Raw genomic sequence first — 25,685 nt, 5'->3', positions numbered from 1 at the left:
CCGGGCAACCTTATCTATACGTCCCTGATCCGCCACAGGCAGGCCTGGGTGGCGATCCCCATAACCAGCGCTATCCAGAACACCGCATGATAGCTCCAGATCTCTGCCACCACGCCCGCCAGTGAGCCGGCGATGATCCAGCCGACGCGGGTGGTATTGGTGTAGAGGGTGGTGGCCGCGCCCGCCTGCCCGGGCATCAAATCCTGGAAATAAAGCATGCCAATCCCGGCGAGGATCCCGATATAGATGGCGTTCAGCACCTGCATCGCCAGCAGCAGCGCCGGCGTATGCACCGTCAGCATGCCCACATAAAACAGCACCCCAGCCACCGCGGAAAGGCGCATCAGAAAGCGTTTACCGAAGCGCCGGGCGTAGTAACCGGCAATCAGCATGGTGGGAATTTCCAGCCCGGCGGCGGTCCCCATCATCAGGCCGGCCAGCTTCTCCGGCAGATGCAGCTCGTTAATGATAAACAGCGGCATATTAATGATGTACAGGCTGTTGGTGCCCCACATCAGCGTGCAGATGCTGAACAGCAGCAGCGCATCGCGGCGGTGCGTGCGCGGGGCTTCCAGCCGGCCAGTCGCCACCGCCTTGGCTTTGCGCATGCTGGGCAAGAACAGCCAGACCATGATCCCGCAGACGATAAACGCCGCCGCGGCGCTGAGGTACATCGCGGTAAAGCCAAACCCCATCGCCAGCGCATAGGCCAGCGGGGGACCAATCACCCAGGCCAGCGAGACCTGGGCGCGCAAAATGGAGCTGAACATCACCGCTTCGCGGCCGGTTTTGTCGGCATGCTCGCGCGCGAGGGCGAACATCTGCGGGTTGGCGGTCGAACCAAAGCTGCTAAGGAATACGCCGATGAACAGCAAAATGAAATAGTTCCGGTTCCAGGCAAACAGCACGCAGGCCAGCACCCCCAGCAGGCAGCAGACGACAATCAGCTGCTTGCGATCGCCCTGACGGTCAGAACGTCCGGCGAGGAACTGGCTGACCAGAATGCCGATGACGGCGCTACCGGTAAAAAAGAAACCCACCATCGCCGGGCGGACATGCACTTCATTGGTCAGAAACAGGCTCAGGGTTGGCGTCTGCAACGCCCCGGCAATGCCCGTCAGAAAGGCGACGATCAGGAAGGCGGAAGAGGTGACATCGAACCCGCGTCGGGGAAGGGCGGCGCTTCGGTTTTCCATGTGTTTGGTTTTCTGTAGTTTCAGGAGACGGCGCGGAGTTTACGCCTGCTGGCTGAAAATAAACAGTAGTATGGCACGAATAATTAAAAAGGCGTTTCAAAATAGAGGGTTCAGCAAAAAGCTGACGTTTACCGCGGCCAGGCGCCAGGGCTTCAGCAAAAGTGTGCAGTACCTCTAAGTTCTGCAATCAAGTCGCTGACGTACCTTGCGCGTTGAGCAAGAAAGGTACAGAATTCTTGAAACGTTTCAGCGTCATTCGGCATATCGTTTACCGTCAGATGGCGCCTTTTTTCTCAAGTTAGCTGAAACGATTCAATTCAGCAGGAGAGGAGAACCATGTTCCAGTTATCTGTGCAGGATATTCATCCCGGCCAGCAGGCCGGTAATAAAGAAGAGGCCATCCGGCAGGTCGCCGCCGCGCTGGTCAGCGCTGGCAACGTGGCCGATGGCTACGTGAACGGCATGCTGGCGCGCGAGCAGCAGACCTCCACCTTCCTCGGCAACGGGATCGCGATCCCGCACGGCACGACGGATACGCGTGACCAGGTGCTGAAGACCGGCGTTCAGGTGTTTCAGTTCCCGCAGGGCGTCACCTGGGGCGAAGGGCAGACCGCCTATGTGGCGATCGGGATTGCCGCCAGCTCAGATGAACACCTCGGCCTGCTGCGTCAGCTGACCCATGTGCTGAGCGATGACGCGGTCGCCGCCCAGCTGCAGTCCGCCACCACCGCGGAAGAGCTGCGTGCGCTGCTGATGGGGGAGAAACAGAGCGAAGCGCTGAAGCTGGACAACGAGACCCTGAGTCTCGACGTCGCGGCCAGCGATCTGCTGACCCTGCAGGCGCTGAACGCCGCGCGTCTGAAAGAAGCAGGCGCTGTGGATTCCGCCTTCGTTAGCCACGTCATTAACGATACGCCGCTGAACCTCGGTCAGGGTATCTGGCTGAACGACAGCGCCGAAGGCAATCTGCGCAGCGCCGTGGCGGTCAGCCGCGCCGCCACCGCCTTCACCCGCGACGACCAGCCAGTTTCCCTGCTGGTCACGGTGGCGATGACCGACGATCAGCCAACCGCGGTGCTGAACCGCCTGAGCAAGCTGCTGCTGGACAAGAAAGCTGACCATCTGCTGAAAGCCGACGCCGCCACCGTGCTGGCGCTGCTGACCAGCGACGACGCGATTGCCGAAGATGTGCTGAGCGCCGAATTCGTGGTGCGCAATGAGCACGGCCTGCACGCCCGTCCGGGCACCATGCTGGTCAACACCATTAAACAATTTTCCAGCGACGTCACCGTCACTAACCTCGACGGTTCCGGCAAGCCGGCCAACGGCCGCAGCCTGATGAAGGTCGTGGCGCTGGGTGTGAAAAAAGGTCACCGTCTGCGCTTTACCGCGCAGGGTGAGGATGCGCAACAAGCGCTGGATGCGATTGGCGAAGCGATCGCCGCAGGCCTTGGGGAGGGCGCATAAATGAGCAGACGTGTAGCAACCATTACTTTAAACCCGGCGTACGATCTGGTGGGCTTCACCCCGGAGATCGAGCGCGGTGAAGTGAACCTGGTGCGTACCACCGGCCTGCACGCCGCCGGGAAAGGCATCAACGTGGCGAAAGTGCTGAAAGATCTTGGTATTGACGTCACCGTCGGCGGCTTCCTGGGGAAAGACAACCAGGATGGCTTTCAGCAGCTGTTCAGCGAGCTGGGGATCGCCAACCGTTTCCAGGTGGTGCAGGGGCGGACCCGCATCAACGTTAAGCTGACGGAAAAAGATGGCGAAGTGACCGATTTCAACTTCTCCGGCTTTGAAGTGACCCCAGGCGACTGGGAACGCTTCGTCAACGACTCCCTGAGCTGGCTGGGGCAGTTCGATATGGTCTGCGTCAGCGGCAGCCTGCCGTCCGGCGTCAGCCCGGAGGCCTTTACCGACTGGATGACCCGTCTGCGCAGCCAGTGCCCGTGCATCATTTTCGACAGCAGCCGCGAAGCGCTGGTTGCCGGACTGAAAGCGGCGCCGTGGCTGGTGAAACCGAACCGTCGCGAGCTGGAGATCTGGGCTGGCCGTAAGCTGCCGGAGATGAAAGACGTTATCGACGCCGCCCATGCGCTGCGCGAGCAGGGGATCGCCCACGTGGTGATTTCCCTGGGCGAAGAGGGCGCGCTGTGGGTGAACGCCTCCGGCGAGTGGATTGCCAAACCGCCTTCAGTCGAAGTGGTCAGCACCGTTGGCGCCGGCGATTCGATGGTCGGCGGCCTGATTTACGGCCTGCTGATGCGTGAATCCAGCGAGCATACCCTGCGCCTGGCGACCGCCGTCGCTGCCCTGGCCGTCAGCCAGAGCAACGTCGGGATCACCGACCGTACCCAGTTGGCCGCGATGATGGCGCGCGTCGACTTACAACCCTTTAATTGACAGCAGGAGAGGCATAATGAAAACGCTGCTGATTATTGATGCCGGACTCGGACAGGCGCGCGCCTATATGGCGAAAACCCTGCTGGGTGCCGCAGCTCCAAAAGCGCAACTTGAACTGATTGATAATCCGAACGACGCCGAACTGGTGATTGTTCTCGGGTCGGCGCTGCCCACTGACAGCGCGCTGAACGGCAAACAGGTTTTCCTCGGCGATATTAATCGCGCCGTGGCGCACCCGGAGCTGTTCCTCAGCGAAGCTAAAGGCCACGCGACGCCGTACGCGGCGCCTGCCGCCGCGGCAGTCCCGGCGGCCACCGGCGGACCGAAACGTATTGTCGCGGTCACCGCCTGTCCGACCGGCGTTGCCCATACCTTTATGGCGGCTGAAGCCATTGAAACCGAAGCGAAAAAACGCGGCTGGTGGGTGAAAGTGGAAACCCGCGGCTCCGTCGGCGCGGGCAATGCTATCACCCCGGAAGAGGTGGCCGAGGCGGATCTGGTGATCGTCGCCGCCGATATCGAAGTCGACCTGGCGAAATTCGCCGGCAAGCCGATGTATCGCACCACCACCGGTCTGGCGCTGAAGAAAACCGCCCAGGAGCTGGACAAAGCGGTGGCTGAAGCCAAACCGTACCAGCCTTCCGGTAAACCTCAGGCTGCTGGCGAAGGTAAAAAAGAGTCGGCGGGCGCCTACCGCCACCTGCTGACCGGCGTCTCCTACATGCTGCCGATGGTGGTGGCGGGCGGCCTGTGTATCGCGCTCTCCTTTGCCTTCGGGATCAAAGCGTTTGAAGTGAAAGACACCCTCGCGGCGGCGCTGATGCAAATCGGCGGCGGCTCGGCCTTCGCGCTGATGGTGCCGGTGCTGGCGGGCTTTATCGCCTTCTCCATTGCCGACCGTCCGGGTCTGACCCCGGGTCTTATCGGCGGTATGCTGGCGGTCAGCGGCGGCTCCGGCTTTATCGGCGGGATCATTGCCGGTTTCCTTGCCGGTTACGTGGCGAAAGCCATCAGCACTAAGCTGAAACTGCCGCAGAGTATGGAAGCGCTGAAGCCGATCCTGATCATTCCGCTGGTCTCCAGCCTGATCGTGGGCCTGGCGATGATCTACCTGATTGGTAAACCGGTCGCCGGTATCCTCGCCTGGCTGACCCACTGGCTGCAAACCATGGGCACCGCCAACGCGGTTCTGCTGGGCGCGATCCTCGGCGCGATGATGTGTACCGACATGGGCGGCCCGGTGAACAAAGCGGCCTATGCCTTCGGCGTTGGCCTGCTGAGTACCCAGACCTACGCGCCGATGGCGGCGATCATGGCGGCCGGTATGGTGCCTCCGCTGGCGATGGGTATCGCGACGCTGGTTGCCCGCAATAAGTTCGACAAAGGGCAGCGGGAAGGGGGTAAAGCCGCGCTGGTTCTCGGCCTGTGCTTTATCTCTGAAGGGGCGATTCCTTTTGCCGCCCGTGACCCGATGCGCGTGCTGCCTTGCTGTATCGTCGGCGGCGCGGTAACCGGCGCTATCTCGATGGCGATTGGCGCGAAACTGATGGCGCCGCACGGCGGGCTGTTTGTTCTGCTGATCCCGGGGGCGATTACGCCAGTGCTGGGCTACCTGCTGGCGATTGTTGCCGGGACGCTGGTGGCGGGCCTCTCCTACGCGGTGCTGAAACGCCCGGAAGCGCAGGTAGCGGAAGTCGAAAAAGCGGCATAATCTCTCCGCAATAAAAAAGGGCCGACTGTTCGGCCCTTTTTTTATGTCTCTATTTATGCCACTTCGGCGATCTGCTGCGCCCGCAGCCAGGCTATCTCTTCCGCCCAGATATCCGGGTTGATGGTTTCCAGAATCAGCGGAATGCCGTCGAAGCGGTTGTCCTGCATGATCCAGCTGAAGCAATCGTGGCCGATGTTGCCTTCCCCCAGACTATGGTGACGGTCGACCCGGCTGCCGAAGGCGCTCTTGGCATCGTTGAGATGCATGCCGCGCAGATACTGAAAGCCGACGATACGGTCGAAGTCGGCAAAGGTCTTCTCGCAGGCTTCGGCGCTGCGCAGGTCATAGCCAGCGGCGAAGGCGTGGCAGGTATCGATGCAGACGCCGACGCGGGTTTTATCTTCCACGCCGTCGATGATGGCTGCGAGGTGCTCGAACTTAAAGCCCAGGTTGCTGCCCTGGCCGGCGGTATTTTCGATAACCGCGGTGACGCCTTCGGTCTTCGCCAGCGCGATATTGATCGATTCGGCGATGCGCGCCAGACACTCTTCCTCCGGGATCTGCTGCAGATGGCTGCCGGGGTGGAAGTTGAGCAGCGTCAGCCCCAGCTGCTGACAGCGGGTCATCTCATCGATGAAGGCGTCACGGGATTTTTCCAGCGCCTCTTCCACCGGGTGGCCGAGGTTAATCAGGTAGCTGTCGTGCGGCAGGATCTGTCCGGGGCCAAAGTGATACTTTTCACAGGCGGCTTTGAATTCGGCGATGGTCTGGTCGCTGAGAGGCGCGGCGCGCCACTGGCGCTGATTTTTGGTGAAGAGGGCGAAGGCGGTTGCTTCGATTTCGGCGGCGCGAATGGCGGCATTGGCCAGTCCACCTGAGGCGCTCACGTGCGCTCCTACGTATTTCATAAAAAAACTCCAGTTAAAGCCGCTGGGGGGTGGGTAATGATAGCGGCTTAACTGGAGAAAGATGTAGTGCTTTATGCCATCAGGCTGTGGATGGCGACGTTAATGGCCCCGCCGCCGACAATCAACCAGACGAACAGCATCAGCGCCATCAGCAGCGGTTTCGCCCCGGCTTTTTTCAGCGCGCTGACGTGAGTGGTCACCCCAAGAGCGGCCATCGCCATCGCCAGCAGGACGGTATCCAGCGTCACCAGCATCTCCACGACCGCTTTCGGCAGCAGATGGAAGGAGTTAAACACCGCCACCAGGATGAACATAATGGCAAACCACGGAATGGTGATTTTGCTTTTCTCGCCGTTACCTGCCGGGGTCAGCTGTTTAACTCGCGCCGCCAGGAACAGCAGGAACGGGGCCAGCATCATCACGCGCAGCATTTTAGCGATAACCGCGGCGTTCTCCGCATCCGGGCTGACCGCATGGCCGGCGGCGACGACCTGCGCCACTTCATGCATGGTGGAACCCATATAGATCCCGTAGGTCTCCGGGGTAAACCAGTGCGCCAGCAGCGGATACATCGCCGGGTAGAGGAAGATAGCGATGGTACCGAAGATCACCACCGTGGCGACGGCGACGGTCACTTTACTGGCTTCGGCTTTGACCACCGGCTCGCTGGCGAGCACTGCCGCCGCGCCGCAGATGCTGCTGCCGGCGCCGATCAGCCAGCTGGTGTGCTTATCGAGCCCAAACACTTTCTGGCCCAGGAAGCAGGCGATGAAAAAGGTGCTGGAGAGCGTCAGAACGTCAATCAAAATACCGCTCACGCCGACGTCGGCAATCTGGGCGAACGTCAGGCGGAAGCCGTAGAGGATGATCCCCAGGCGCAGCAGATGCTGTTTGGCGAAGATCACCCCGCCGTCGCAGGGCTGCCAGATTTTCGGATAGACCGTGTTACCGACGACCATCCCGAACAGGATAGCGAGGGTCAGGGCGCTGAAGCCCGCCCCGGCGATGGCCGGGAAGCTACCGGCCCACAGGGCGGCGCCGGTCAGGGCGGCGGTCAGCGCCAGGCCTGGGACAAAATGCCACAGGGAACGATGTTTGGTGGGTAAAGTGAGTGCTGTCATAACCTTCTCCTTTGTCTGCCTGAAGGTTACGCCGCTCAGTGATAAATATAAAATTGATTATATGTTTATAATCAATCGTAATAAGTGGTTAATAGCCGCTTCGCCGGGGACAACGGGGCAGGGGAGTGAGGCGCAAAAGCGGGGCGGTCTCGCCGGCAAGACGATGATTTTGTGACGTAAGCGGATTTTCCTTCCGTCAGCCGCCTCGATTTGTGTCACCATAGTAAGGAAGGTTATTCAGGTTGGATTACTAAACGGGTGGGTTATGCATATTACGCTGCGGCAGCTGGAAGTGTTCGCCGAAGTCCATAAGAGTGGGTCGACCACTCAGGCGTCACAGATGCTGGCGCTTTCGCAATCGGCGGTCAGCGCCGCGCTGACCGATCTGGAAGGGCAGCTCGGCGTACAGCTGTTCGACCGCGTCGGCAAGCGGCTGGTGGTCAATGAGCATGGACGGCTGCTCTATCCGCGCGCCCTGGCGTTGCTGGAGCGGGCCCTGGAGATCGAGCAGCTGTTTCGCGGCGACAACGGGGCGATTCGGGTCTACGCCAGCAGCACCATCGGCAACTATATTATGCCGGAGATCATTGCCCGCTATCGCCATGACTTCCCGGATCTGCCGGTTGAGCTGAGCGTGGGCAACAGCCTGGACGTGATCAACGCCGTTGCCGACCTGCGGGTGGATTTCGGTCTGATCGAGGGGCCGTGCCATGCCGCCGATATTATCGCCGAGCCGTGGCTGGAAGATGAGCTGGTGGTGTTTGCCGCGCCTGACTCGCCGCTGCTGGCGGGGGAGGTGACCCTGCAGCAGCTGGCCGAGGCGCCGTGGATCCTGCGCGAGCATGGGTCTGGCACCCGGGAGATTGTCGATTACGTTCTGCTGTCGCATCTGCCGGCGTTTCATCTGGGGATGGAGCTGGGCAACTCGGAGGCGATCAAACACGCGGTGCGCCATGGGCTGGGGATCAGCTGCTTATCGCGGCGGGTGATTGCCGAACAGCTGGCCTCCGGCACGCTGGCGGAGCTGAAAGTGCCGCTGCCCCGGCTGACGCGCACGCTGTGGCGCATCCACCACCGGCAGAAGCATATTTCCAAAGCATTACAACGTTTTCTACAGTATTGCCAGGTGTAGCGATCCGGCGTTATCGCCTGATAAAAGGGGGGAATTTGCTGGCAATTCCGCAGGTTAGTGCTTTACTAATAATTTGCGGTCGATCATGAAGCTCTCTTATAACTTTGCATTTGTACCGGATGGAACCCCGATCGTCTGCTACAATCGCGCCTCATTTTTTGGATGGATAGCATTATCACATGGTTTCGGAAACTAAAACCACAGAAGCGCCCACGCTACGTCGTGAACTAAAGGCGCGCCACTTGACCATGATCGCCATCGGCGGTTCCATCGGTACGGGTCTTTTTGTTGCCTCTGGCGCAACGATTTCGCAAGCAGGTCCCGGCGGGGCGCTGCTGTCTTATATTCTGATCGGTCTGATGGTCTATTTCCTGATGACCAGCCTGGGCGAACTGGCGGCGTTTATGCCGGTGTCCGGTTCCTTCGCCACTTACGGGCAGAATTATGTTGAAGAGGGCTTCGGCTTCGCGCTGGGCTGGAACTACTGGTACAACTGGGCGGTAACGATCGCCGTTGACCTCGTGGCCTCGCAGCTGGTGATGAGCTACTGGTTCCCTGATACCCCAGGCTGGATCTGGAGCGCCTTGTTCCTCGGCATTATGTTCCTGCTGAACTGGATCTCGGTGCGCGGATTTGGCGAGGCGGAATACTGGTTCTCGCTGATCAAAGTGGCCACCGTCATTATCTTTATCATCGTCGGCGTGATGATGATTGTCGGCATCTTCAAAGGGGCGCAGCCTGCCGGCTGGAGCAACTGGGGGATCGCGGATGCGCCGTTTGCCGGCGGCTTCTCGGCGATGATCGGCGTGGCGATGATTGTCGGCTTCTCCTTCCAGGGCACCGAGCTTATCGGTATTGCCGCCGGTGAGTCTGAGAACCCGGAAAAGAACATTCCGCGCGCGGTGCGCCAGGTCTTCTGGCGTATCCTGCTGTTCTACGTCTTCGCGATCCTGATTATCAGCCTGATCATTCCGTATACCGATCCGAGCCTGCTGCGCAACGACGTTAAAGATATCTCCGTCAGCCCGTTCACGCTGGTCTTCCAGCACGCCGGTCTGCTGTCGGCGGCGGCGATCATGAACGCCGTTATCCTGACGGCCGTTCTGTCGGCGGGTAACTCGGGGATGTACGCTTCTACGCGTATGCTGTATACCCTGGCCTGCGACGGCAAAGCGCCGCGCATTTTCTCGAAGCTGTCGCGTGGCGGCGTACCGCGCAACGCCCTGTATGCGACCACCGTTATCGCGGCGCTGTGCTTCCTGACTTCGATGTTCGGTAACCAGACGGTGTACCTGTGGCTGCTGAACACCTCGGGGATGACGGGCTTTATCGCCTGGCTGGGGATTGCCATCAGCCACTATCGTTTCCGTCGTGGCTTCGTCCTGCAGGGTAACGATATTAATAATCTGCCGTATCGTTCCGGGTTCTTCCCGCTGGGGCCGATCTTCGCCTTCGTGCTGTGCCTGATCATCACCCTCGGACAGAACTACGAAGCGTTCCTCAAGGACACCATTGACTGGGGCGGCGTGGCGGCGACCTACATCGGTATTCCGCTGTTCCTCGTCATCTGGTTTGGGTACAAACTGGCGAAAGGCACCCGCTTCGTTCGCTACAGCGAAATGACCTTCCCGGACCGCTTTAAGCGTTAATCTTCGCTATTGTGCGATAAAAGCCCTCTGAAAAGAGGGCTTCATCGTGCTGGCCAGGTGCAATCTTCAGGAATTGCCCGGCGGCGCTGCGCTTGCGCGGGCCAACAGATATCTGCGTCACTGTTTGATATTGCAACTTTTCGTAGGCCGGGTAAGGCGAAAGCCGCCACCCGGCAGACATATGAGTACGATAACGAAAACAGGTTTGTCATCATCCGGAAGCCCTCTGAAAAGAGGGCTTTTTTTATGTCCACACGGTTACAGCCTGACACAATTCTTTATAATTAGATTGATAATAGAAATCATTATCTTTATCATTTCCGACCATTACGGATGAAGCCACTCCCCCCGTCTCTGCCATGTGTACAGACTGACATCGGGCGACCAGCCACATCGACGAGAAAACAGCGCGAGTCTACCGCCGACAGAGCGGCAGGCCGCCAGCGCGTGTGAGCAGCACCTTTTTTGTTTGTTTGGTTGTACACCTCATGGAGATTTGGAATGTTCAGGTTAAACCCTTTTATCCGGGCGGGATTGTCTGCGTCCGTCGTATCGTTGGCGTTTCCGGCCCTGGCCGATGTGAATGAAGAAACGCTGGTGGTGACCGCCTCGGCCACTGAACAGAGCGTCAAAGACGCACCGGCGAGCATCAGCGTCATCACCCAGCAGGATTTGCAGCGCAAGCCGGTGCAGAACCTGAAAGACGTACTGCGCGATGTGCCCGGGGTCCAGCTCACCAACGAAGGGGATAACCGCAAGGGCGTCAGCATTCGCGGTCTGAGCAGCAGCTATACCCTGATCCTTGTCGACGGGAAACGCGTCAACTCCCGGAACGCCGTCTTCCGCCACAATGACTTCGACCTGAACTGGATCCCGGTGGATGCCATCGAACGTATCGAGGTGGTGCGCGGCCCGATGTCCTCCCTGTACGGCTCCGATGCGCTCGGCGGCGTGGTCAACATTATTACCAAAAAAATCGGCCAGAAATGGACCGGGACGCTGAGCGCCGATACCACCATTCAGGAACACCGCGACCGCGGCGATACCTGGAACGGTCAGTTCTTCACCAGCGGCCCGCTGATCGACGGCGTGCTCGGGATGAAGGCCTACGGCAGCCTGGCGAAGCGCGCCAAGGACGATCCGCAGTCTTCCAGCAATGCCACCGGCGAAACGCCGCGCATCGAGGGCTTCACCAGCCGCGATGGCAATGTTGAATTCGCCTGGACGCCGAGCGACAACCACGATTTCACCGCGGGCTATGGCTTTGACCGCCAGGATCGCGACTCCGATTCCCTTGACCGCAACCGCCTTGAGCGTGAGAACTACTCCCTGAGCCATAACGGCCGTTGGGAGATGGGCAACAGCGAGCTCAAGTTTTACGGCGAAAAGGTGGATAACAAAAATCCGGGGCAGAACGGCACCATCACCTCGGAAAGCAATGCCATCGACGGCAAGTATGTCCTGCCGCTGGACATGATTAACCAGCTGGTGACCTTCGGCGGCGAATGGCGCCACGACAAGCTGAAAGATCCGGTCAACCTGAGCAGCGGCGGCCAGTCCACCTCCGCCAGCCAGTACGCCCTGTTTATTGAAGACGAATGGCGCATCATCGAGCCGCTGGCGCTGACCACCGGCATTCGTATGGACGACCATCAGACCTATGGCGATCACTGGAGCCCGCGCGCCTATCTGGTGTATAACGCCACCGATACCGTCACCGTCAAAGGCGGCTGGGCGACGGCGTTTAAAGCCCCGTCGCTGCTGCAGCTTAACCCCGACTGGACCACCAACTCCTGCCGCGGCTCGTGCAGCATCATCGGTAACCCGGATCTGAAGCCGGAAACCAGCGAAAGCTTCGAGCTTGGTCTCTACTATCGTGGGGAAGAGGGCTGGCTGCAGGATGTTGAAGGCAGCATCACCACCTTCCAGAACAATGTCGACGATATGATTGATGTTCTGCGCACCTCCAGCGCCAGCGAAGCGCCGGGCTACCCGAACTTTGTCGGCTGGAAAACCGTCAACGGTAAGCGCGTGCCGATCTTCCGCTATTTCAACGTCAACAAAGCGCGCATCAAAGGGGTGGAGACCGAGGTGAAGATCCCGTTCGGCGATGAGTGGAAGCTGACGGTGAACTACACCTACAACGATGGTCGCGATCTGAGCAACGGCGGCGATAAACCGCTGCAGACGCTGCCGTTCCATACCGCCAACGGCACGCTTGACTGGAAACCGCTGGACGACTGGTCCTTCTACGTGACGGCCAACTATACCGGCCAGCAGCGCGCGGTGAGCGCCACCGGCAAAACGCCGGGCGGCTATACTCTGTTTGACGTCGGCGCGGCGTGGCAGGTCACCAAAAACGTGAAACTGCGCTCCGGGGTGCAGAACGTGGGCGATAAAGATCTCAACCGGGACGACTACAGCTATACCGAAGAGGGCCGTCGCTACTTTATGGCCGTGGATTATCGCTTCTGATCGTTGGCGCTTAACGATGGCCTGCGCCGCGACGTGGAGTCGCGGCGCAGGTTGCGTTTAGTTAAAGAGATGCTGCGCGTGGAAACGCAGATGGTCTTCGATAAACGAGGCAATAAAGTAGTAGCTATGATCGTAACCGGGCTGGATGCGCAGCGTTAACGGCCAGGCCTTCTGCCGCGCGACCTCCGCCAGCACCGCGGGCTGCAGCTGTCCGGCGAGGAACGGATCGTTATCGCCCTGATCGATAAGCGTCGGCACCGCGTCCGCCGGCTGGCTGGCCTGCATCAGGGCGCAGCTGTCCCAGGCGCGCCATGTCGATTCATCGGCGCCGAGATAGGCGGTAAACGCTTTCTTGCCCCACGGCACCTGGGAGGGATTGACGATTGGCGCGAAGGCGGAGACGCTGGCGTAGCGGCCGGGATTGGTGAGCGCCATGATAAGCGCGCCGTGACCGCCCATCGAGTGGCCGCTGATGGCGCAGCGCTCGCCGACGGTAAACTCGCTGCGGATAAGCGCGGGCAGTTCGTCGCGCAGGTAATCGTACATCCGGTAGTGCGCCGCCCACGGCGCCTCGGTGGCGTTCAGGTAGAAGCCAGCGCCTTGCCCCAGATCGTAACCGTCATCGTTGGCCACCTCGTCACCGCGCGGGCTGGTATCCGGCATCACCAGCGCGATGCCCAGCGCGGCGGCAATGCGCTGAGCGCCCGCCTTGGTGGTAAAGTTTTCATCGTTACAGGTCAGCCCGGACAGCCAGTACAGCACCGGCGGCGGCGCTTCGCGCTCAGGCGGTAAAAAAATGCTGAACGTCATGGCGCAGTTCAGGACAGGGGAGTGATGACGCCAGCGTTGTTGCCGGCCGTCAAAACAGCGATGCTCTTCAAGCAGTTCCATGCAAGGCTCCTCGGAAGGGATGTGCGCGTAAACGTTCATAATACAGATATTTCATTAGCCGGTGAGCAACTTTCACTTTCTCCTTTTGAGAACTTACTGCATCATTAATGCAACTTATAGCCAACATGCCGGTGTAGCGATGGCGCTTATGGATGCGTACAGCGGTTGGATCATTCCGGATTCGGCGATAGGGATTTGGCGTCGCGCTTGAGGCGTGGCTTCGCGCCTTAATAAAAGGCAGCGCCAATTTCAATAATTATCGTTACGGCTACTGGATTCTGTGCGCCACCTCACGCACAATGAATACAAACTTTGCCCCCAGAAAAAGCAAAGAGCGCCACACCTGCAGGAGAAACCCAAATGTCATCACTGAGTAAAGAAGCCGTCCTCGTTCATGAAGCGCTGGTCGCTCGTGGGCTGGAGACGCCGATGCGTGCGCCAGTACAAGAAATTGATAACGAAACACGCAAGCGTTTGATTACCGGTCATATGACCGAGATTATGCAACTGCTGAATCTGGATCTGAGTGATGACAGTCTGATGGAGACCCCGCATCGCATCGCCAAAATGTATGTCGATGAGATCTTCTCCGGACTGGATTACTCCCGTTTCCCGAAAATCACCGTCATTGAAAACAAAATGAAGGTCGATGAAATGGTCACCGTGCGCGATATCACCCTGACCAGCACCTGCGAACACCACTTTGTCACCATCGATGGTAAAGCGACGGTAGCCTATATCCCGAAAGATTCGGTGATCGGCCTGTCGAAAATCAACCGCATCGTGCAGTTCTTCGCCCAGCGCCCGCAGGTCCAGGAGCGTCTGACGCAGCAGATCCTGATCGCGCTGCAGACGCTGCTCGGCACCAGCAACGTGGCGGTGTCCATTGACGCGGTGCATTACTGCGTGAAAGCCCGCGGCATCCGCGACGCGACCAGCGCCACTACCACCACCTCCCTCGGTGGCCTGTTCAAATCCAGCCAGAATACCCGCCAGGAATTCCTGCGCGCAGTACGTCACCACAACTAAAACGGAGCAGGGTACATGGAGAGAAATGTCACGCTGGACTTTGTCCGCGGCGTCGCCATCCTCGGTATCCTGCTTCTCAATATCAGCGCCTTCGGCTTGCCGAAGGCCGCTTACCTCAATCCGGCCTGGTCAGGAAGCGCGACCCTCAGCGACGCCTGGACCTGGGCGATCCTTGACCTGCTGGCGCAGGTGAAGTTTCTTACCCTGTTCGCGCTGCTGTTTGGCGCCGGTCTGCAGCTCCTGCTCCCCCGCGGCAAACGCTGGATCCAGTCGCGGCTGACCCTGCTGGCGCTGCTTGGTTTCATTCACGGTCTCTTCTTCTGGGATGGCGATATTCTGTTGGCTTACGCCCTGGTGGGGCTGGTGAGCTGGCGCATGGTGCGCGAGGCGCAGCATGTTAAATCGCTGTTTAACACCGGGGTGGTGCTCTACCTCACCGGTATTGCGGTGCTGGTCCTGCTGGGGATTATCTCGGGGACGGCCGCGAATCGCTCCTGGGTACCGGACGCGGCCAATCTGCAGTATGAGCAGTACTGGAAGCTGCACGGCGGCATGGAGGCGGTCAGCAACCGGGCGGATATGCTGTCGGACAATCTGTTGGCGCTCGGCGCGCAGTATGGCTGGCAGCTGGCGGGGATGATGCTGATAGGCGCGGCGCTGATGCGCAGCGGCTGGCTGAAAGGGCAGTTCAGCCAGCGTCACTATCGGCGCACCGGCGCGCTGCTGGTGCTAGCCGGGATGGCGGTGAATGTGCCGGCTATTGTCGCCCAGTGGTATCTGGCCTGGGACTATCGCTGGTGCGCGTTTTTACTGCAGGCGCCGCGTGAACTGAGCGCCCCGCTGCAGGCTATCGGCTATGCCTCGCTGGCCTGGGGCTACTGGCCGCAGCTCTGCCGTTTCCGCCTGGTGGGGGCTATCGCCTGCGTCGGACGCATGGCGCTGAGCAACTACCTGCTGCAGACCCTGATCTGCACCACCCTGTTTTATCATCTCGGGCTGTTTATGCGCTTCGATCGTCTGCAGCTGCTGGCCTTTGTTCCCCCCATCTGGGCCGTCAACCTCCTCGTGTCATCACTCTGGCTGCGCCGCTTCCGCCAGGGGCCGGTGGAATGGCTGTGGCGTCAGTTAACCCTGCGTGCGTCAGGGACATCATTGAAAGACACATCCAGATAACGATCTCGATCACAATCATTAACAAAACGGATGTAAACGTTTCCAGCCGTGTGACCTCACTCACGTAGCGGACCGCGGGTCGCTGCCAGAATAGTCTCCTTGCTGAGCACAGGAGGTGAATGTGACGTGCTGTAATTCTCTTAAGGTCGCTGAGTATGATCACCATTCGTGATGTCGCCCGCCAGGCGGGCGTATCCGTGGCCACCGTGTCGCGGGTGCTGAACAATAGCGCGCTGGTGAGTCCGGATACGCGCGACGTGGTGATGAAAGCGGTGACCCAGCTGGGCTACCGGCCCAACGCCAACGCCCAAGCGCTGGCCACCCAGGTCAGCGATACCATCGGCGTGGTGGTGATGGACGTCTCCGATGCCTTCTTCGGCGCGCTGGTGAAAGCGGTGGATACCGTCGCCCAGCAGCATCATAAGTATGTGCTGATCGGCAACAGCTATCACGAGGCGGAAAAAGAGCGCCATGCCATCGAGGTGCTGATCCGCCAGCGCTGCTCGGCGCTGATCGTCCATTCTAAAGCGCTCAGCGATGCTGAACTGAGCGACTTTATGCAACATATCCCGGGGATGGTGCTGATCAACCGCATCGTGCCGGGCTTTGCCCATCGCTGCGTCGGCCTCGACAACGTTAGCGGCGCGCTGATGGCTACCCGCATGCTGCTCAATCACGGCCACCAGCGCATCGGTTATCTCTCCTCCAATCACGGCATTGAAGACGACGATATGCGCCAGGAAGGGTGGAGCAAAGCGCTGCAGGAGCAGGGCATCATCGCCCCGGACAGCTGGGTCGGGTCCGGCTCCCCGGACATGCAGGGCGGCGAAGCGGCGATGGTCGAACTGCTGGGGCGGAATCTCGGCCTCACTGCGGTGTTCGCCTATAACGACAGCATGGCGGCCGGCGCGCTGACCACGCTGAAGGACAACGGCATTGTCGTGCCGCAGCATCTGTCGCTGATTGGCTTTGATGATATTCCTATTTCCCGTTACACCGATCCTCAGCTGACCACCGTGCGCTATCCGGTAATGTCGATGGCGAAGCTGGCCACTGAGCTGGCGCTGCTGGGGGCGGCCGGCAAGCTGGATCGCGAGGCGACGCACTGCTTTATGCCCACCCTGGTGCGCCGTCACTCCGTTGCCCAGCGGCAAACTGTGGGGCCGATCACTAACTGAAGCGGCGGCGGGATGTAACCGCTTTCAATTTGTGAGTAAATTCACAGTATATTAACATTCACCTGATTATGATGGCAGCGTTTACCAGTCTGAACCGCGAGGTGATGGGAAATCCTCACTTTCTTCAGTAGGAACAAGGCGTTAAACGAGTATTAGAGTCGTATTTTTCTGGAGCGTTACCCGACACGGAAGACCGAATTTTCGTCGTGAAATGCGTTGTGCGGTAACACTAATGCAACAAATCCCGCCCGCACTTTTTCACAAAAATGACCCTGCATAATAAAACCGGAGATTCCATGAATAAGAAGGTGTTTACCCTCTCTGCTGTAATGGCTGGTCTGTTATTTGGCGCCGCAGCACACGCAGCAGATACCCGTATCGGCGTGACGATTTATAAATATGACGACAACTTTATGTCGGTGGTGCGTAAGGCGATTGAAAAAGATGGCAAATCCGCGCCTGACGTCCAGCTGCTGATGAATGACTCGCAGAACGACCAGTCGAAACAAAACGATCAGATTGACGTGCTGCTGGCGAAAGGCGTGAAAGCCCTGGCGATCAACCTGGTTGACCCGGCTGCGGCGGGAACGGTCATCGAAAAAGCGCGCGGGCAGAACATTCCGGTGGTGTTCTTCAACAAAGAGCCTTCCCGTAAAGCGCTGGATAGCTATGACAAAGCTTATTACGTCGGTACCGACTCGAAAGAGTCCGGGATTATTCAGGGCGATCTGATCGCCAAGCACTGGAAAGCCAACCCGAACTGGGATCTGAATAAAGACGGCCAGATCCAGTACGTCCTGCTGAAAGGCGAGCCGGGCCATCCGGATGCGGAAGCGCGTACCACCTACGTTATCAAAGAGCTGAATGATAAAGGCCTGAAGACCCAGCAGCTGCAGATGGACACCGCCATGTGGGATACCGCCCAGGCGAAAGACAAAATGGACGCCTGGCTCTCCGGCCCGAATGCGAACAAGATTGAAGTGGTGATCGCTAACAACGACGCCATGGCGATGGGCGCGGTTGAAGCGCTGAAAGCGCACAACAAGAGCAGCATTCCGGTGTTCGGCGTGGATGCGCTGCCGGAAGCCCTGGCGCTGGTGAAATCCGGCGCGATGGCCGGTACCGTGCTGAACGATGCTAACAACCAGGCGAAAGCGACCTTCGATCTGGCGAAAAACCTGGCCGACGGGAAAGACGCTGCGGCAGGCACCAACTGGAAAATTGACAACAAGATTGTTCGCGTCCCCTATGTGGGCGTCGATAAAGACAACCTGAGCCAGTTTACCGGCAAATAATCGTGATGTGAGTTGCGGGCGTGGGTTATCCACGCCCGATTATTCCTGATACAGAACCAGACTCCTGCTGGCGTTATTGCGCCGGACGGGGCGTGCATGAACGCAGCCAGGTATAACTATGGTCAGCAATAATAGCGAACGGTCAGGCGAATATTTGTTGGAAATGAGCAACATCAACAAATCGTTTCCTGGCGTCAAGGCTCTTGATAATGTCAACCTGAAGGTTCGTCCGCACTCCATTCATGCGTTAATGGGTGAGAACGGCGCCGGTAAATCGACATTATTAAAATGCCTTTTTGGGATCTATCAAAAAGATTCCGGCAGCATTCTTTTTCAGGGAAAAGAGATCGATTTCCATTCGGCGAAAGAAGCCCTGGAAAACGGTATTTCGATGGTACATCAGGAATTAAACCTGGTCTTACAGCGTTCGGTCATGGACAACATGTGGCTCGGGCGTTATCCCACTAAAGGTATGTTTGTCGATCAGGACAAAATGTACCGGGATACCAAGGCCATATTTGATGAGCTGGATATTGATATCGACCCGCGCGCCCGCGTCGGTACCTTATCGGTATCCCAGATGCAGATGATTGAGATCGCCAAGGCGTTTTCCTATGACGCCAAAATCGTCATCATGGACGAGCCGACGTCGTCGCTGACGGAAAAAGAGGTCAACCATCTGTTTAAGATTATCCGCAAGCTGAAAGATCGCGGCTGCGGTATCGTCTATATCTCGCACAAAATGGAAGAGATTTTCCAGCTGTGCGATGAAATTACCATCCTTCGCGACGGCCAGTGGATCGCCACCCAGCCGCTGGAAGGGCTGGATATGGACAAGATCATCGCCATGATGGTCGGGCGTTCGCTCAACCAGCGCTTTCCGGATCGAGAAAACACCCCGGGAGAAGTGATCCTCCAGGTGCGCAATCTCACCTCCCTGCGCCAGCCGTCCATTCGCGATGTCTCCTTCGATCTGCATAAGGGCGAAATTCTCGGTATCGCCGGTCTGGTGGGCGCGAAGCGTACCGACATCGTGGAGACCCTGTTCGGGATCCGTGAGAAGGCCAGCGGCACCATCACCCTGCACGGGAAGAAGATCAACAACCACAGCGCCAATGAGGCGATTAACCACGGTTTTGCGCTGGTGACCGAGGAGCGGCGCTCCACCGGGATTTACGCCTATCTGGATATCGGTTTTAACTCGCTGATCTCCAATATTAAGAAATATAAAAACAGCGTCGGCTTGCTGGATAACTCGCGGATGAAGAGCGATACCCAATGGGTCATTGACTCTATGCGCGTTAAAACCCCCGGCCAGCATACGCAGATTGGTTCGCTTTCCGGTGGTAACCAGCAAAAGGTCATTATTGGCCGCTGGCTGCTGACCCAGCCGGAGATCCTGATGCTGGACGAGCCGACGCGCGGTATCGACGTCGGCGCCAAATTCGAGATCTATCAGCTGATTGCCGAGCTGGCTAAAAAAGATAAAGGGATCATTATTATTTCCTCCGAAATGCCGGAACTGCTGGGGATTACCGACCGCATTCTGGTGATGAGCAACGGCCTGGTCGCGGGCATTGTTGAGACTAAAACCACCACGCAAAACGAAATACTGCGTCTTGCGTCATTGCACCTTTAAGATCAGGGGCTTCACATGAGTGCGTTAAATAAAAAGAGTTTTCTCACTTACCTGAAAGAGGGTGGGATATATGTCGTCCTTCTGGTCCTGTTGGCCATTATTATTTTCCAGGATCCGACATTTTTAAGTCTGCTGAACCTGAGTAATATTCTGACCCAGTCCTCGGTGCGTATTATTATTGCCCTCGGCGTGGCCGGACTGATTGTCACGCAGGGCACCGATCTCTCCGCCGGCCGTCAGGTGGGACTGGCGGCGGTGATTGCCGCGACCATGCTGCAGGCGGTGGATAATGCCAACAAGGTGTTCCCGGATATGGCGACCATGCCGATCCCGCTGGTCATCCTGCTGGTATGCGCCATCGGGGCAGTCATCGGCCTGATTAACGGGATCGTCATTGCCTATCTGAACGTGACGCCGTTTATTACCACCCTTGGGACCATGATCATCGTCTACGGCATTAACTCGCTGTACTACGACTTCGTGGGCGCGTCGCCGATCTCCGGCTTCGACAGCCATTTCTCCCATTTCGCGCAGGGGTTTGTGGCGCTGGGTTCGTTCCGCCTGTCCTACATCACCTTCTACGCGCTGATTGCCGTCTTCTTTGTCTGGATCCTGTGGAACAAAACGCGCTTTGGCAAAAACATCTTCGCTATCGGCGGTAACCCGGAAGCGGCGAAGGTCTCCGGGGTCAACGTAGCGTTGAACCTGCTGATGATCTACGCCCTCTCCGGCGTGTTCTACGCCTTCGGCGGCCTGCTGGAAGCTGGTCGTATCGGCTCGGCGACCAATAACCTCGGCTTTATGTACGAACTGGACGCCATCGCCGCCTGCGTGGTGGGCGGCGTATCGTTCAGCGGCGGGGTAGGGACCGTATTCGGCGTGGTGACCGGGGTGATTATCTTCACCGTGATCAACTACGGCCTAACCTATATCGGCGTTAACCCTTACTGGCAGTACATCATTAAGGGGGCGATCATTATCTTCGCCGTGGCGCTGGATTCCCTGAAATACGCCCGTAAGAAGTAATTTTTGCCTGAGTAAAAACCCGCGCCTGGCGCGGGTTTTTTTATGCCTGAAACGGATGCGTTGATGGAGGCTACTTTTCTTTCTGCAGCTCCAGTAGCTGCTCCGGGGTGACCGCCGGGTAGGACTGGGCGTCATCCGGCACGTCGTGCTGCTGCGCTGGAATCGGGATTAAAGGACCGAGGAAGCGCGGTTCCCGTTTGAAGATATAGAGGTCCGCCAGCGCGCCGAAGCGGGCGCCGAATTCGCGCAGCCGCACGCTCCACATATCCTTCGGCGACGGCACCGCGTAGCACTGAGCCTGGATCCCCATATGCAGGGCGATAAACAGCGCCCGTTCGCAGTGGAAGCGTTGGGTGATGATAATGAAGTCGTTGGTGTCGAACACTTTGCGGGTGCGGACGATCGAGTCGAGCGTGCGGAAACCGGCATAGTCCAGCACGATATCCGCCGGATCGACGCCGCCTTTAATCAGGTCCCGGCGCATAGTCATCGGTTCATTGTAGCTTTGCAGGGCGTTATCCCCGCTCAGCAGCAGATAGTTGACCTTGCCGCTGTTGTAGGCGTTGAGCGCGCCCTGGATGCGGTAGCGGTAATACTGATTGATCACCCCGGTGCGGTAGTATTTAGCGGTGCCCAGCACCACGCCGACCTGGCGGTAGGGGAGGTCCTGCAGCTCGTCATAGATATAGGGCGCGGTTTTCCAGCTCATCCAACGGTCAAGACCCAGCACGGTCAACAGCAGCAGGCCGAGCAGGACTAACAGGCTGTAGAACACACGCTTTAACATGAACTTGGCTCAATAATAGACAACGGAGTCTTCAGGCTACTTTACCCGCCGGGTAAGCGCAAGAAACCCGCGTTTAATTGCGGGGATTTTCAGCAATATGGACCGATCGCCGATCCCAGACCGGGCAAGGCGTAGCCGCAACCTGTTCTCCGGCCCACCGGGAACGTCTCAGCGACTTTGAGGCCGTCAGGTCGGCAGTTTCAGCAGCCATAGCGATCTTCAGCTCGCAATGGCGCGAACGGTAGGTCGGGTTAGCGGAGCGCCTCCCGACAACATAACGGCATAAAAGGTCGGCCGGATTAGACGAAACCGTCATCCGGCCATCTGCTCAGGCGCGCAGGCTGATTAACCTAACAGCACGCGCTCGATAGTGTGGCAGCCCAGCGCCTTCAGGGTGGCGACGGTGGCGTCCCACTGAATCAGCGCCGCATCGGCTTTCTCCGCCAGGATCGCCCGCTGGATGTCCGGATAATCATAGCCGTTGAGGCTGAGGAGATTCAGCGCCCCCTGCAGCGGCGGCAGCGTCGGGTTGAACGCCGCGTTTTCCGCATAGCTGCCGCTGAAAAGGGTGCCATCTTTCAGCTCCAGCGCTACGCCGGAAGGCGAGTGGCTGTACGGCGCGTGGCAGCGGTTAGCGGCCTCAATCGCCGCCTGAGACAGGGCATCGCCGCTGACCGGGAAGCCGTGGTTCTGGTGGTCCATCAGCAGGGTTTTGATCTCCAGGTCTTTCGGGCCGAAGGCATCCGGGAGATAGTGCTGCAGCGCATGGGCTTCGCGACCGGGCAGATGAATGCGCAGCGCCAGTCCGCTGTTCAGTTCGTTCATAAACTGACGGCAATGGCCGCACGGCGTGTAGTTCACCGTGATAGCGCGCAGGGAGGTTTCACCGCGCAGCCAGGCGTGGCTGATGGCGCTCTGCTCCGCATGGACGGTCTGCTGCATGGTGGCGCCGAGAAATTCCATGTTGCCGCCAAAGTACCAGCGGCCGCTGACGCCGCGGGCGATAGCCCCGACGTTAAAGTGGGAAAGGTCGGCGCGCGCGCAGGCGGCGGCCAGCGGCAGTAGCGCAAAGGCCAGCGCGTCTTCGTCCAGACCTGTCGCCTGTTGCAGCGTCGCCACCTGATCGGCTTCGAGCAGCGCCGGGAAGTGCGGGTCGGCGAGCATCGGGGCGATGGCCGCCTGCAGGTCTGCTGCCAGAGTCGTCAAAGCAGCTTGAAAACGTGAGTGCATAGCGTTGCCTCATAACAGTGTAATGGGAAACCAGTGTACGGGCGTCAAGGAGTTTCAAATGTGATTTACATCTCATTGCTAATGCAACTTTTCATCGTTGCATTGATAAATGTGATGTGAGTCACATTTTATCCCACTACCGCAAGGATCAGCGGGAATAAAAACGGCGCCATCAACGAAGTGATGATCCCGCACAGCACCAGCGCCAGCGAGCTGAACGCCCCTTCCTGATAGTCCAGTTCCGCACAGCGGGCGGTACCGAGGGCGTGCGAGGCGGTGCCCATCGACAGGCCGCGCGACGCTTTAGTGCGAATACGCATCAGGTTGAGCAGGGTATGGCCGAAAACCGCGCCAAGGATGCCGACAAAAATCACGCACACGGCGCTGATGGCCGGGATGCCGCCGATACTGCCGCTCACCGCCATGGCAATCGGCGTGGTCACCGATTTGGGCAGAACAGAGGCGGCGATCTGCGGTGTGGCGCCCATCAGCAGGGCCACGGTGGTGCCGGTGATCATCGCCACGCAGCTGCCGATAAAGCAGATGGTGATGATCGATTTCCAGCGCGCGCGGATCTGGTGCAGCTGTTCATACAGCGGGAAGGCCAGCGCGACCACCGCCGGCTGCAGCAGATCGTTCAGGATCTTGCTGCCGGCAAAATAACGCTCATAGGAGATCCCGGTCAGCAGCAGAAACGGGATTATCACTACCATCGCCACCAGCAGCGGGTTGAGTAGCGGGAACTTAAAGCGGGCCGCCAGTTTGCGGGCGAGAAAAAAGACGATCAGGGTTAGCGGTAGCGACCACCAGATTTCATGCATCATTTTTCTTTTCCTTTTGCCCAATCACTTTGCGTTCGCCATGCACCAGGTGAGAGCTCCAGCTCACCACCACAAACACCACCAGCGTGCTGATGGCGCAGGAGATGACGACCGGCCCCAGCTGGGCGCGCAGCAGATCCCAGTACTGCATCACGCCGACGCCGATGGGCACGAACAGCAGCGCCATATAGCGGATCAGGATATTGCAGCCGGGGTTGACCCACTGCGGCGGCATAATTTGCAGCGCCAGCAGCACGAAGAGGATCAGCATGCCGATGATGCTGCCGGGGATGGTGATGGGCAGCAGCCCGGCGATAAATATTCCGGCGTATAAGCAGGCGTAAATCAGGACGAAAGCCCGCAGGTAGTGCCAGATAATAGTCAGCGATTTACTCATGGTAATAACCCTTGATGAAGTGCATTCATCATACAATTAATCCCTAAAATGTGCTACCGATCACATCATGAATTCTATGCATAGCGCTGATAGCGTACGGGAACAATAGCCTCTCCCGGCAGGACCTGACAGCTCGCAGCTTTGGGTATATCGGGTCCCACGCTACCTTTTTGGAAGAGAAGCGGCAAATGAAGGCGGTATGAGACGCCGCAGACTCCTGTAAAGCATAGAGATTATCTCCTCGCTTTGCTGCATTCGCCGAATGGGGAATGGGGTACGGCAGGCGGGACGCATTGAGCACTTTCAACCAACGCCCGGAGGCGCTACCATAGCGCCTCTTTTTTTTCCGGGTAACGATATGCGTGTACTACTGGCGCCGATGGAAGGCGTGCTCGATTCGCTGGTGCGCGAGCTGCTGACCGAAGTGAACGATTACGATCTGTGCATCACCGAGTTTCTGCGGGTGGTGGATCAATTGCTGCCGGTTAAATCGTTCTACAGGCTGTGCCCGGAGCTGCATCATCAAAGCCGCACCCCGTCCGGTACCCGCGTGCGCGTCCAGCTGCTGGGGCAATATCCCGAGTGGCTGGCGGAAAACGCCGCCCGCGCGGTGGCGCTGGGCTCGTGGGGCGTCGATTTAAACTGCGGCTGTCCGTCTAAGCTGGTGAACGGCAGCGGCGGCGGGGCGACGCTGCTGAAAGATCCGGAGCTTATCTATCGCGGCGCGAAGGCGATGCGCGAGGCGGTGCCCGGGCATCTGCCGGTGACGGTGAAAGTTCGTCTCGGCTGGGACAGCGGCGAACGGCGCTTTGAAATCGCCGACGCGGTGCAGCAGGCGGGGGCCAGCGAGCTGGTGGTCCACGGCCGCACTAAAGAAGATGGCTACAAAGCGGAGCGCATCAACTGGCAGGCCATCGGCGAGATCCGCCGGCGCCTGACCATTCCGGTAGTCGCCAACGGCGAAATCTGGGACTGGCAAAGCGCTCAGGACTGTATGGCCGTCACCGGCTGCGATTCGGTGATGATTGGCCGCGGGGCGCTCAACGTACCGAACCTCAGCCGGGTGATCAAATACAACGAACCGCGCATGCCGTGGCCGCAGGTGGTTCAGCTGTTGCAAAAATATACCCGTCTGGAAAAGCAGGGCGATACCGGCCTGTATCATGTGGCGAGAATTAAACAGTGGCTGGGCTATTTACGCAAGGAATATACCGAGGCGCTGACGCTGTTTAATGAAATTCGCGCCCTGCAAACCTCTGCTGAAATAGCGGCGGCGATCGCCCGCTATTAAGCGCCATATTGTTATTCGCTTCACATATTATTACTTGCCTGTCTATTGATGATAGGCATGAGTGAAATAAAGTGATACTGTGCGGTCAATCAATTCAGGATTGCTACTGAACGCAGGCAAAACCTAAGCACTTCCGTCATTCGTGGCGGCAAGTGCTTAGGTTTTTTTTTGGCCAAAATTTAACGGTGGGTAAATGATGACGTAAAACAAGAGATTGTCATTCATCTTTTCTCTGGCACGGTCGCGGTTTTATTACCGAAGGAGGCCCCTTGCCATTCATTTTTTAAAAAAGAAAACAGGTAAATAAATAGCCTGGGGATCCCCTTTGTT

The 25,685-nt window shown here is 58.5% G+C and carries 21 protein-coding genes; 13 read left to right on the top strand and 8 right to left on the bottom strand.

The window, feature by feature from the left end:
- Positions 1–14: 14 nt before the first annotated feature.
- Positions 15–1,196, bottom strand: coding sequence for a sugar efflux transporter SetB (gene setB / locus ABLU95_RS06515; protein WP_032453530.1), 1,182 nt, complete (start codon positions 1,194–1,196; stop codon positions 15–17).
- A gap of 336 nt (positions 1,197–1,532) precedes the next feature.
- On the opposite strand from setB, the gene fruB reads away from it, so the two are divergent.
- From fruB to fruA, 3 genes are read left to right on the top strand one after another with little or no spacing between them, the layout of a single operon-like run.
- Positions 1,533–2,663, top strand: coding sequence for a fused PTS fructose transporter subunit IIA/HPr protein (gene fruB, locus ABLU95_RS06510; RefSeq protein ID WP_023290452.1), 1,131 nt, complete (start codon positions 1,533–1,535; stop codon positions 2,661–2,663).
- Entirely contained in the window at positions 2,664–3,602 is a 939-nt protein-coding gene (gene fruK / locus ABLU95_RS06505; RefSeq protein WP_002912941.1) for a 1-phosphofructokinase, read from the top strand.
- Positions 3,603–3,618: 16 nt separating this feature from the next.
- The gene (gene fruA / locus ABLU95_RS06500; protein WP_101977617.1) at positions 3,619–5,313 is read left to right on the top strand and encodes a PTS fructose transporter subunit IIBC; all 1,695 of its coding nucleotides are present in this window, start codon (positions 3,619–3,621) and stop codon (positions 5,311–5,313) included.
- A 53-nt stretch (positions 5,314–5,366) separates the two neighbouring features.
- Here fruA and nfo read toward each other — a convergent pair whose 3' ends face one another.
- A complete protein-coding gene (gene nfo / locus ABLU95_RS06495; protein WP_023290450.1) occupies positions 5,367–6,221 on the bottom strand; it encodes a deoxyribonuclease IV in 855 nt (284 codons plus the stop codon).
- A gap of 71 nt (positions 6,222–6,292) precedes the next feature.
- Complete coding sequence (locus ABLU95_RS06490) at positions 6,293–7,342, bottom strand: YeiH family protein (protein ID WP_060590045.1); 1,050 nt, start codon at positions 7,340–7,342, stop codon at positions 6,293–6,295.
- Positions 7,343–7,607: 265 nt separating this feature from the next.
- Between ABLU95_RS06490 and yieE the strand changes: the two genes are divergently transcribed.
- The 3 genes from yieE to cirA all read left to right on the top strand — a co-directional run bounded on the left by yieE (position 7,608) and on the right by cirA (position 12,598).
- Entirely contained in the window at positions 7,608–8,474 is an 867-nt protein-coding gene (gene yieE / locus ABLU95_RS06485) for a DNA-binding transcriptional regulator YeiE (protein WP_004201638.1), read from the top strand.
- Between the two features lie 179 nt (positions 8,475–8,653).
- A complete protein-coding gene (locus ABLU95_RS06480) occupies positions 8,654–10,123 on the top strand; it encodes an amino acid permease (RefSeq protein WP_023290447.1) in 1,470 nt (489 codons plus the stop codon).
- 501 nt (positions 10,124–10,624) lie between these two features.
- On the top strand, positions 10,625–12,598 hold the full coding sequence (cirA, locus tag ABLU95_RS06475; RefSeq protein ID WP_064157251.1) for a catecholate siderophore receptor CirA: 1,974 nt from the start codon (positions 10,625–10,627) through the stop codon (positions 12,596–12,598).
- Between the two features lie 57 nt (positions 12,599–12,655).
- Here cirA and fghA read toward each other — a convergent pair whose 3' ends face one another.
- Positions 12,656–13,489, bottom strand: coding sequence for an S-formylglutathione hydrolase (fghA, locus tag ABLU95_RS06470; RefSeq protein WP_080901705.1), 834 nt, complete (start codon positions 13,487–13,489; stop codon positions 12,656–12,658).
- A gap of 360 nt (positions 13,490–13,849) precedes the next feature.
- On the opposite strand from fghA, the gene folE reads away from it, so the two are divergent.
- From folE to mglC, 6 genes are all read left to right on the top strand, one after another.
- Positions 13,850–14,518 (top strand): GTP cyclohydrolase I FolE, encoded by a 669-nt coding sequence (gene folE / locus ABLU95_RS06465; RefSeq protein WP_023290444.1) that lies wholly within the window; start codon positions 13,850–13,852, stop codon positions 14,516–14,518.
- A 15-nt stretch (positions 14,519–14,533) separates the two neighbouring features.
- Positions 14,534–15,691, top strand: a complete 1,158-nt coding sequence (yeiB, locus tag ABLU95_RS06460; protein WP_044524213.1) for a DUF418 domain-containing protein YeiB — start codon at positions 14,534–14,536, stop codon at positions 15,689–15,691.
- Between the two features lie 155 nt (positions 15,692–15,846).
- The gene (galS, locus tag ABLU95_RS06455; protein WP_348879074.1) at positions 15,847–16,869 is read left to right on the top strand and encodes an HTH-type transcriptional regulator GalS; all 1,023 of its coding nucleotides are present in this window, start codon (positions 15,847–15,849) and stop codon (positions 16,867–16,869) included.
- Between the two features lie 296 nt (positions 16,870–17,165).
- The gene (gene mglB / locus ABLU95_RS06450; protein WP_023290441.1) at positions 17,166–18,164 is read left to right on the top strand and encodes a galactose/glucose ABC transporter substrate-binding protein MglB; all 999 of its coding nucleotides are present in this window, start codon (positions 17,166–17,168) and stop codon (positions 18,162–18,164) included.
- Between the two features lie 118 nt (positions 18,165–18,282).
- Positions 18,283–19,803, top strand: coding sequence for a galactose/methyl galactoside ABC transporter ATP-binding protein MglA (gene mglA / locus ABLU95_RS06445; protein ID WP_002912876.1), 1,521 nt, complete (start codon positions 18,283–18,285; stop codon positions 19,801–19,803).
- A gap of 15 nt (positions 19,804–19,818) precedes the next feature.
- Positions 19,819–20,829, top strand: coding sequence for a galactose/methyl galactoside ABC transporter permease MglC (mglC, locus tag ABLU95_RS06440; protein WP_002912871.1), 1,011 nt, complete (start codon positions 19,819–19,821; stop codon positions 20,827–20,829).
- A gap of 70 nt (positions 20,830–20,899) precedes the next feature.
- Here the strand turns inward: mglC and sanA are convergent, their stop codons facing one another.
- The 4 genes from sanA to ABLU95_RS06420 all read right to left on the bottom strand — a co-directional run bounded on the left by sanA (position 20,900) and on the right by ABLU95_RS06420 (position 24,064).
- Positions 20,900–21,616 (bottom strand): outer membrane permeability protein SanA, encoded by a 717-nt coding sequence (gene sanA, locus ABLU95_RS06435; protein WP_004201624.1) that lies wholly within the window; start codon positions 21,614–21,616, stop codon positions 20,900–20,902.
- Positions 21,617–21,961: 345 nt separating this feature from the next.
- Entirely contained in the window at positions 21,962–22,846 is an 885-nt protein-coding gene (gene cdd, locus ABLU95_RS06430) for a cytidine deaminase (RefSeq protein ID WP_241516559.1), read from the bottom strand.
- A gap of 128 nt (positions 22,847–22,974) precedes the next feature.
- The gene (locus tag ABLU95_RS06425; protein ID WP_004201621.1) at positions 22,975–23,670 is read right to left on the bottom strand and encodes a CidB/LrgB family autolysis modulator; all 696 of its coding nucleotides are present in this window, start codon (positions 23,668–23,670) and stop codon (positions 22,975–22,977) included.
- Positions 23,660–24,064 (bottom strand): CidA/LrgA family protein, encoded by a 405-nt coding sequence (locus ABLU95_RS06420; RefSeq protein WP_023290438.1) that lies wholly within the window; start codon positions 24,062–24,064, stop codon positions 23,660–23,662. The genes ABLU95_RS06425 and ABLU95_RS06420 overlap by 11 nt, the downstream gene beginning before the upstream one ends.
- A 358-nt stretch (positions 24,065–24,422) precedes the next feature.
- Between ABLU95_RS06420 and dusC the strand changes: the two genes are divergently transcribed.
- On the top strand, positions 24,423–25,355 hold the full coding sequence (gene dusC, locus ABLU95_RS06415) for a tRNA dihydrouridine(16) synthase DusC (RefSeq protein ID WP_023290437.1): 933 nt from the start codon (positions 24,423–24,425) through the stop codon (positions 25,353–25,355).
- Positions 25,356–25,685: the final 330 nt, after the last annotated feature.

Origin of the sequence: Klebsiella sp. GG_Kp146, assembly GCF_040061975.1 — a bacterium.
Classification (GTDB): Bacteria; Pseudomonadota; Gammaproteobacteria; order Enterobacterales; family Enterobacteriaceae; genus Klebsiella; species Klebsiella quasipneumoniae.
Note: the sequence above shows the minus strand (reverse complement) of the source record. Positions and strands in the feature narration are given on the sequence as shown.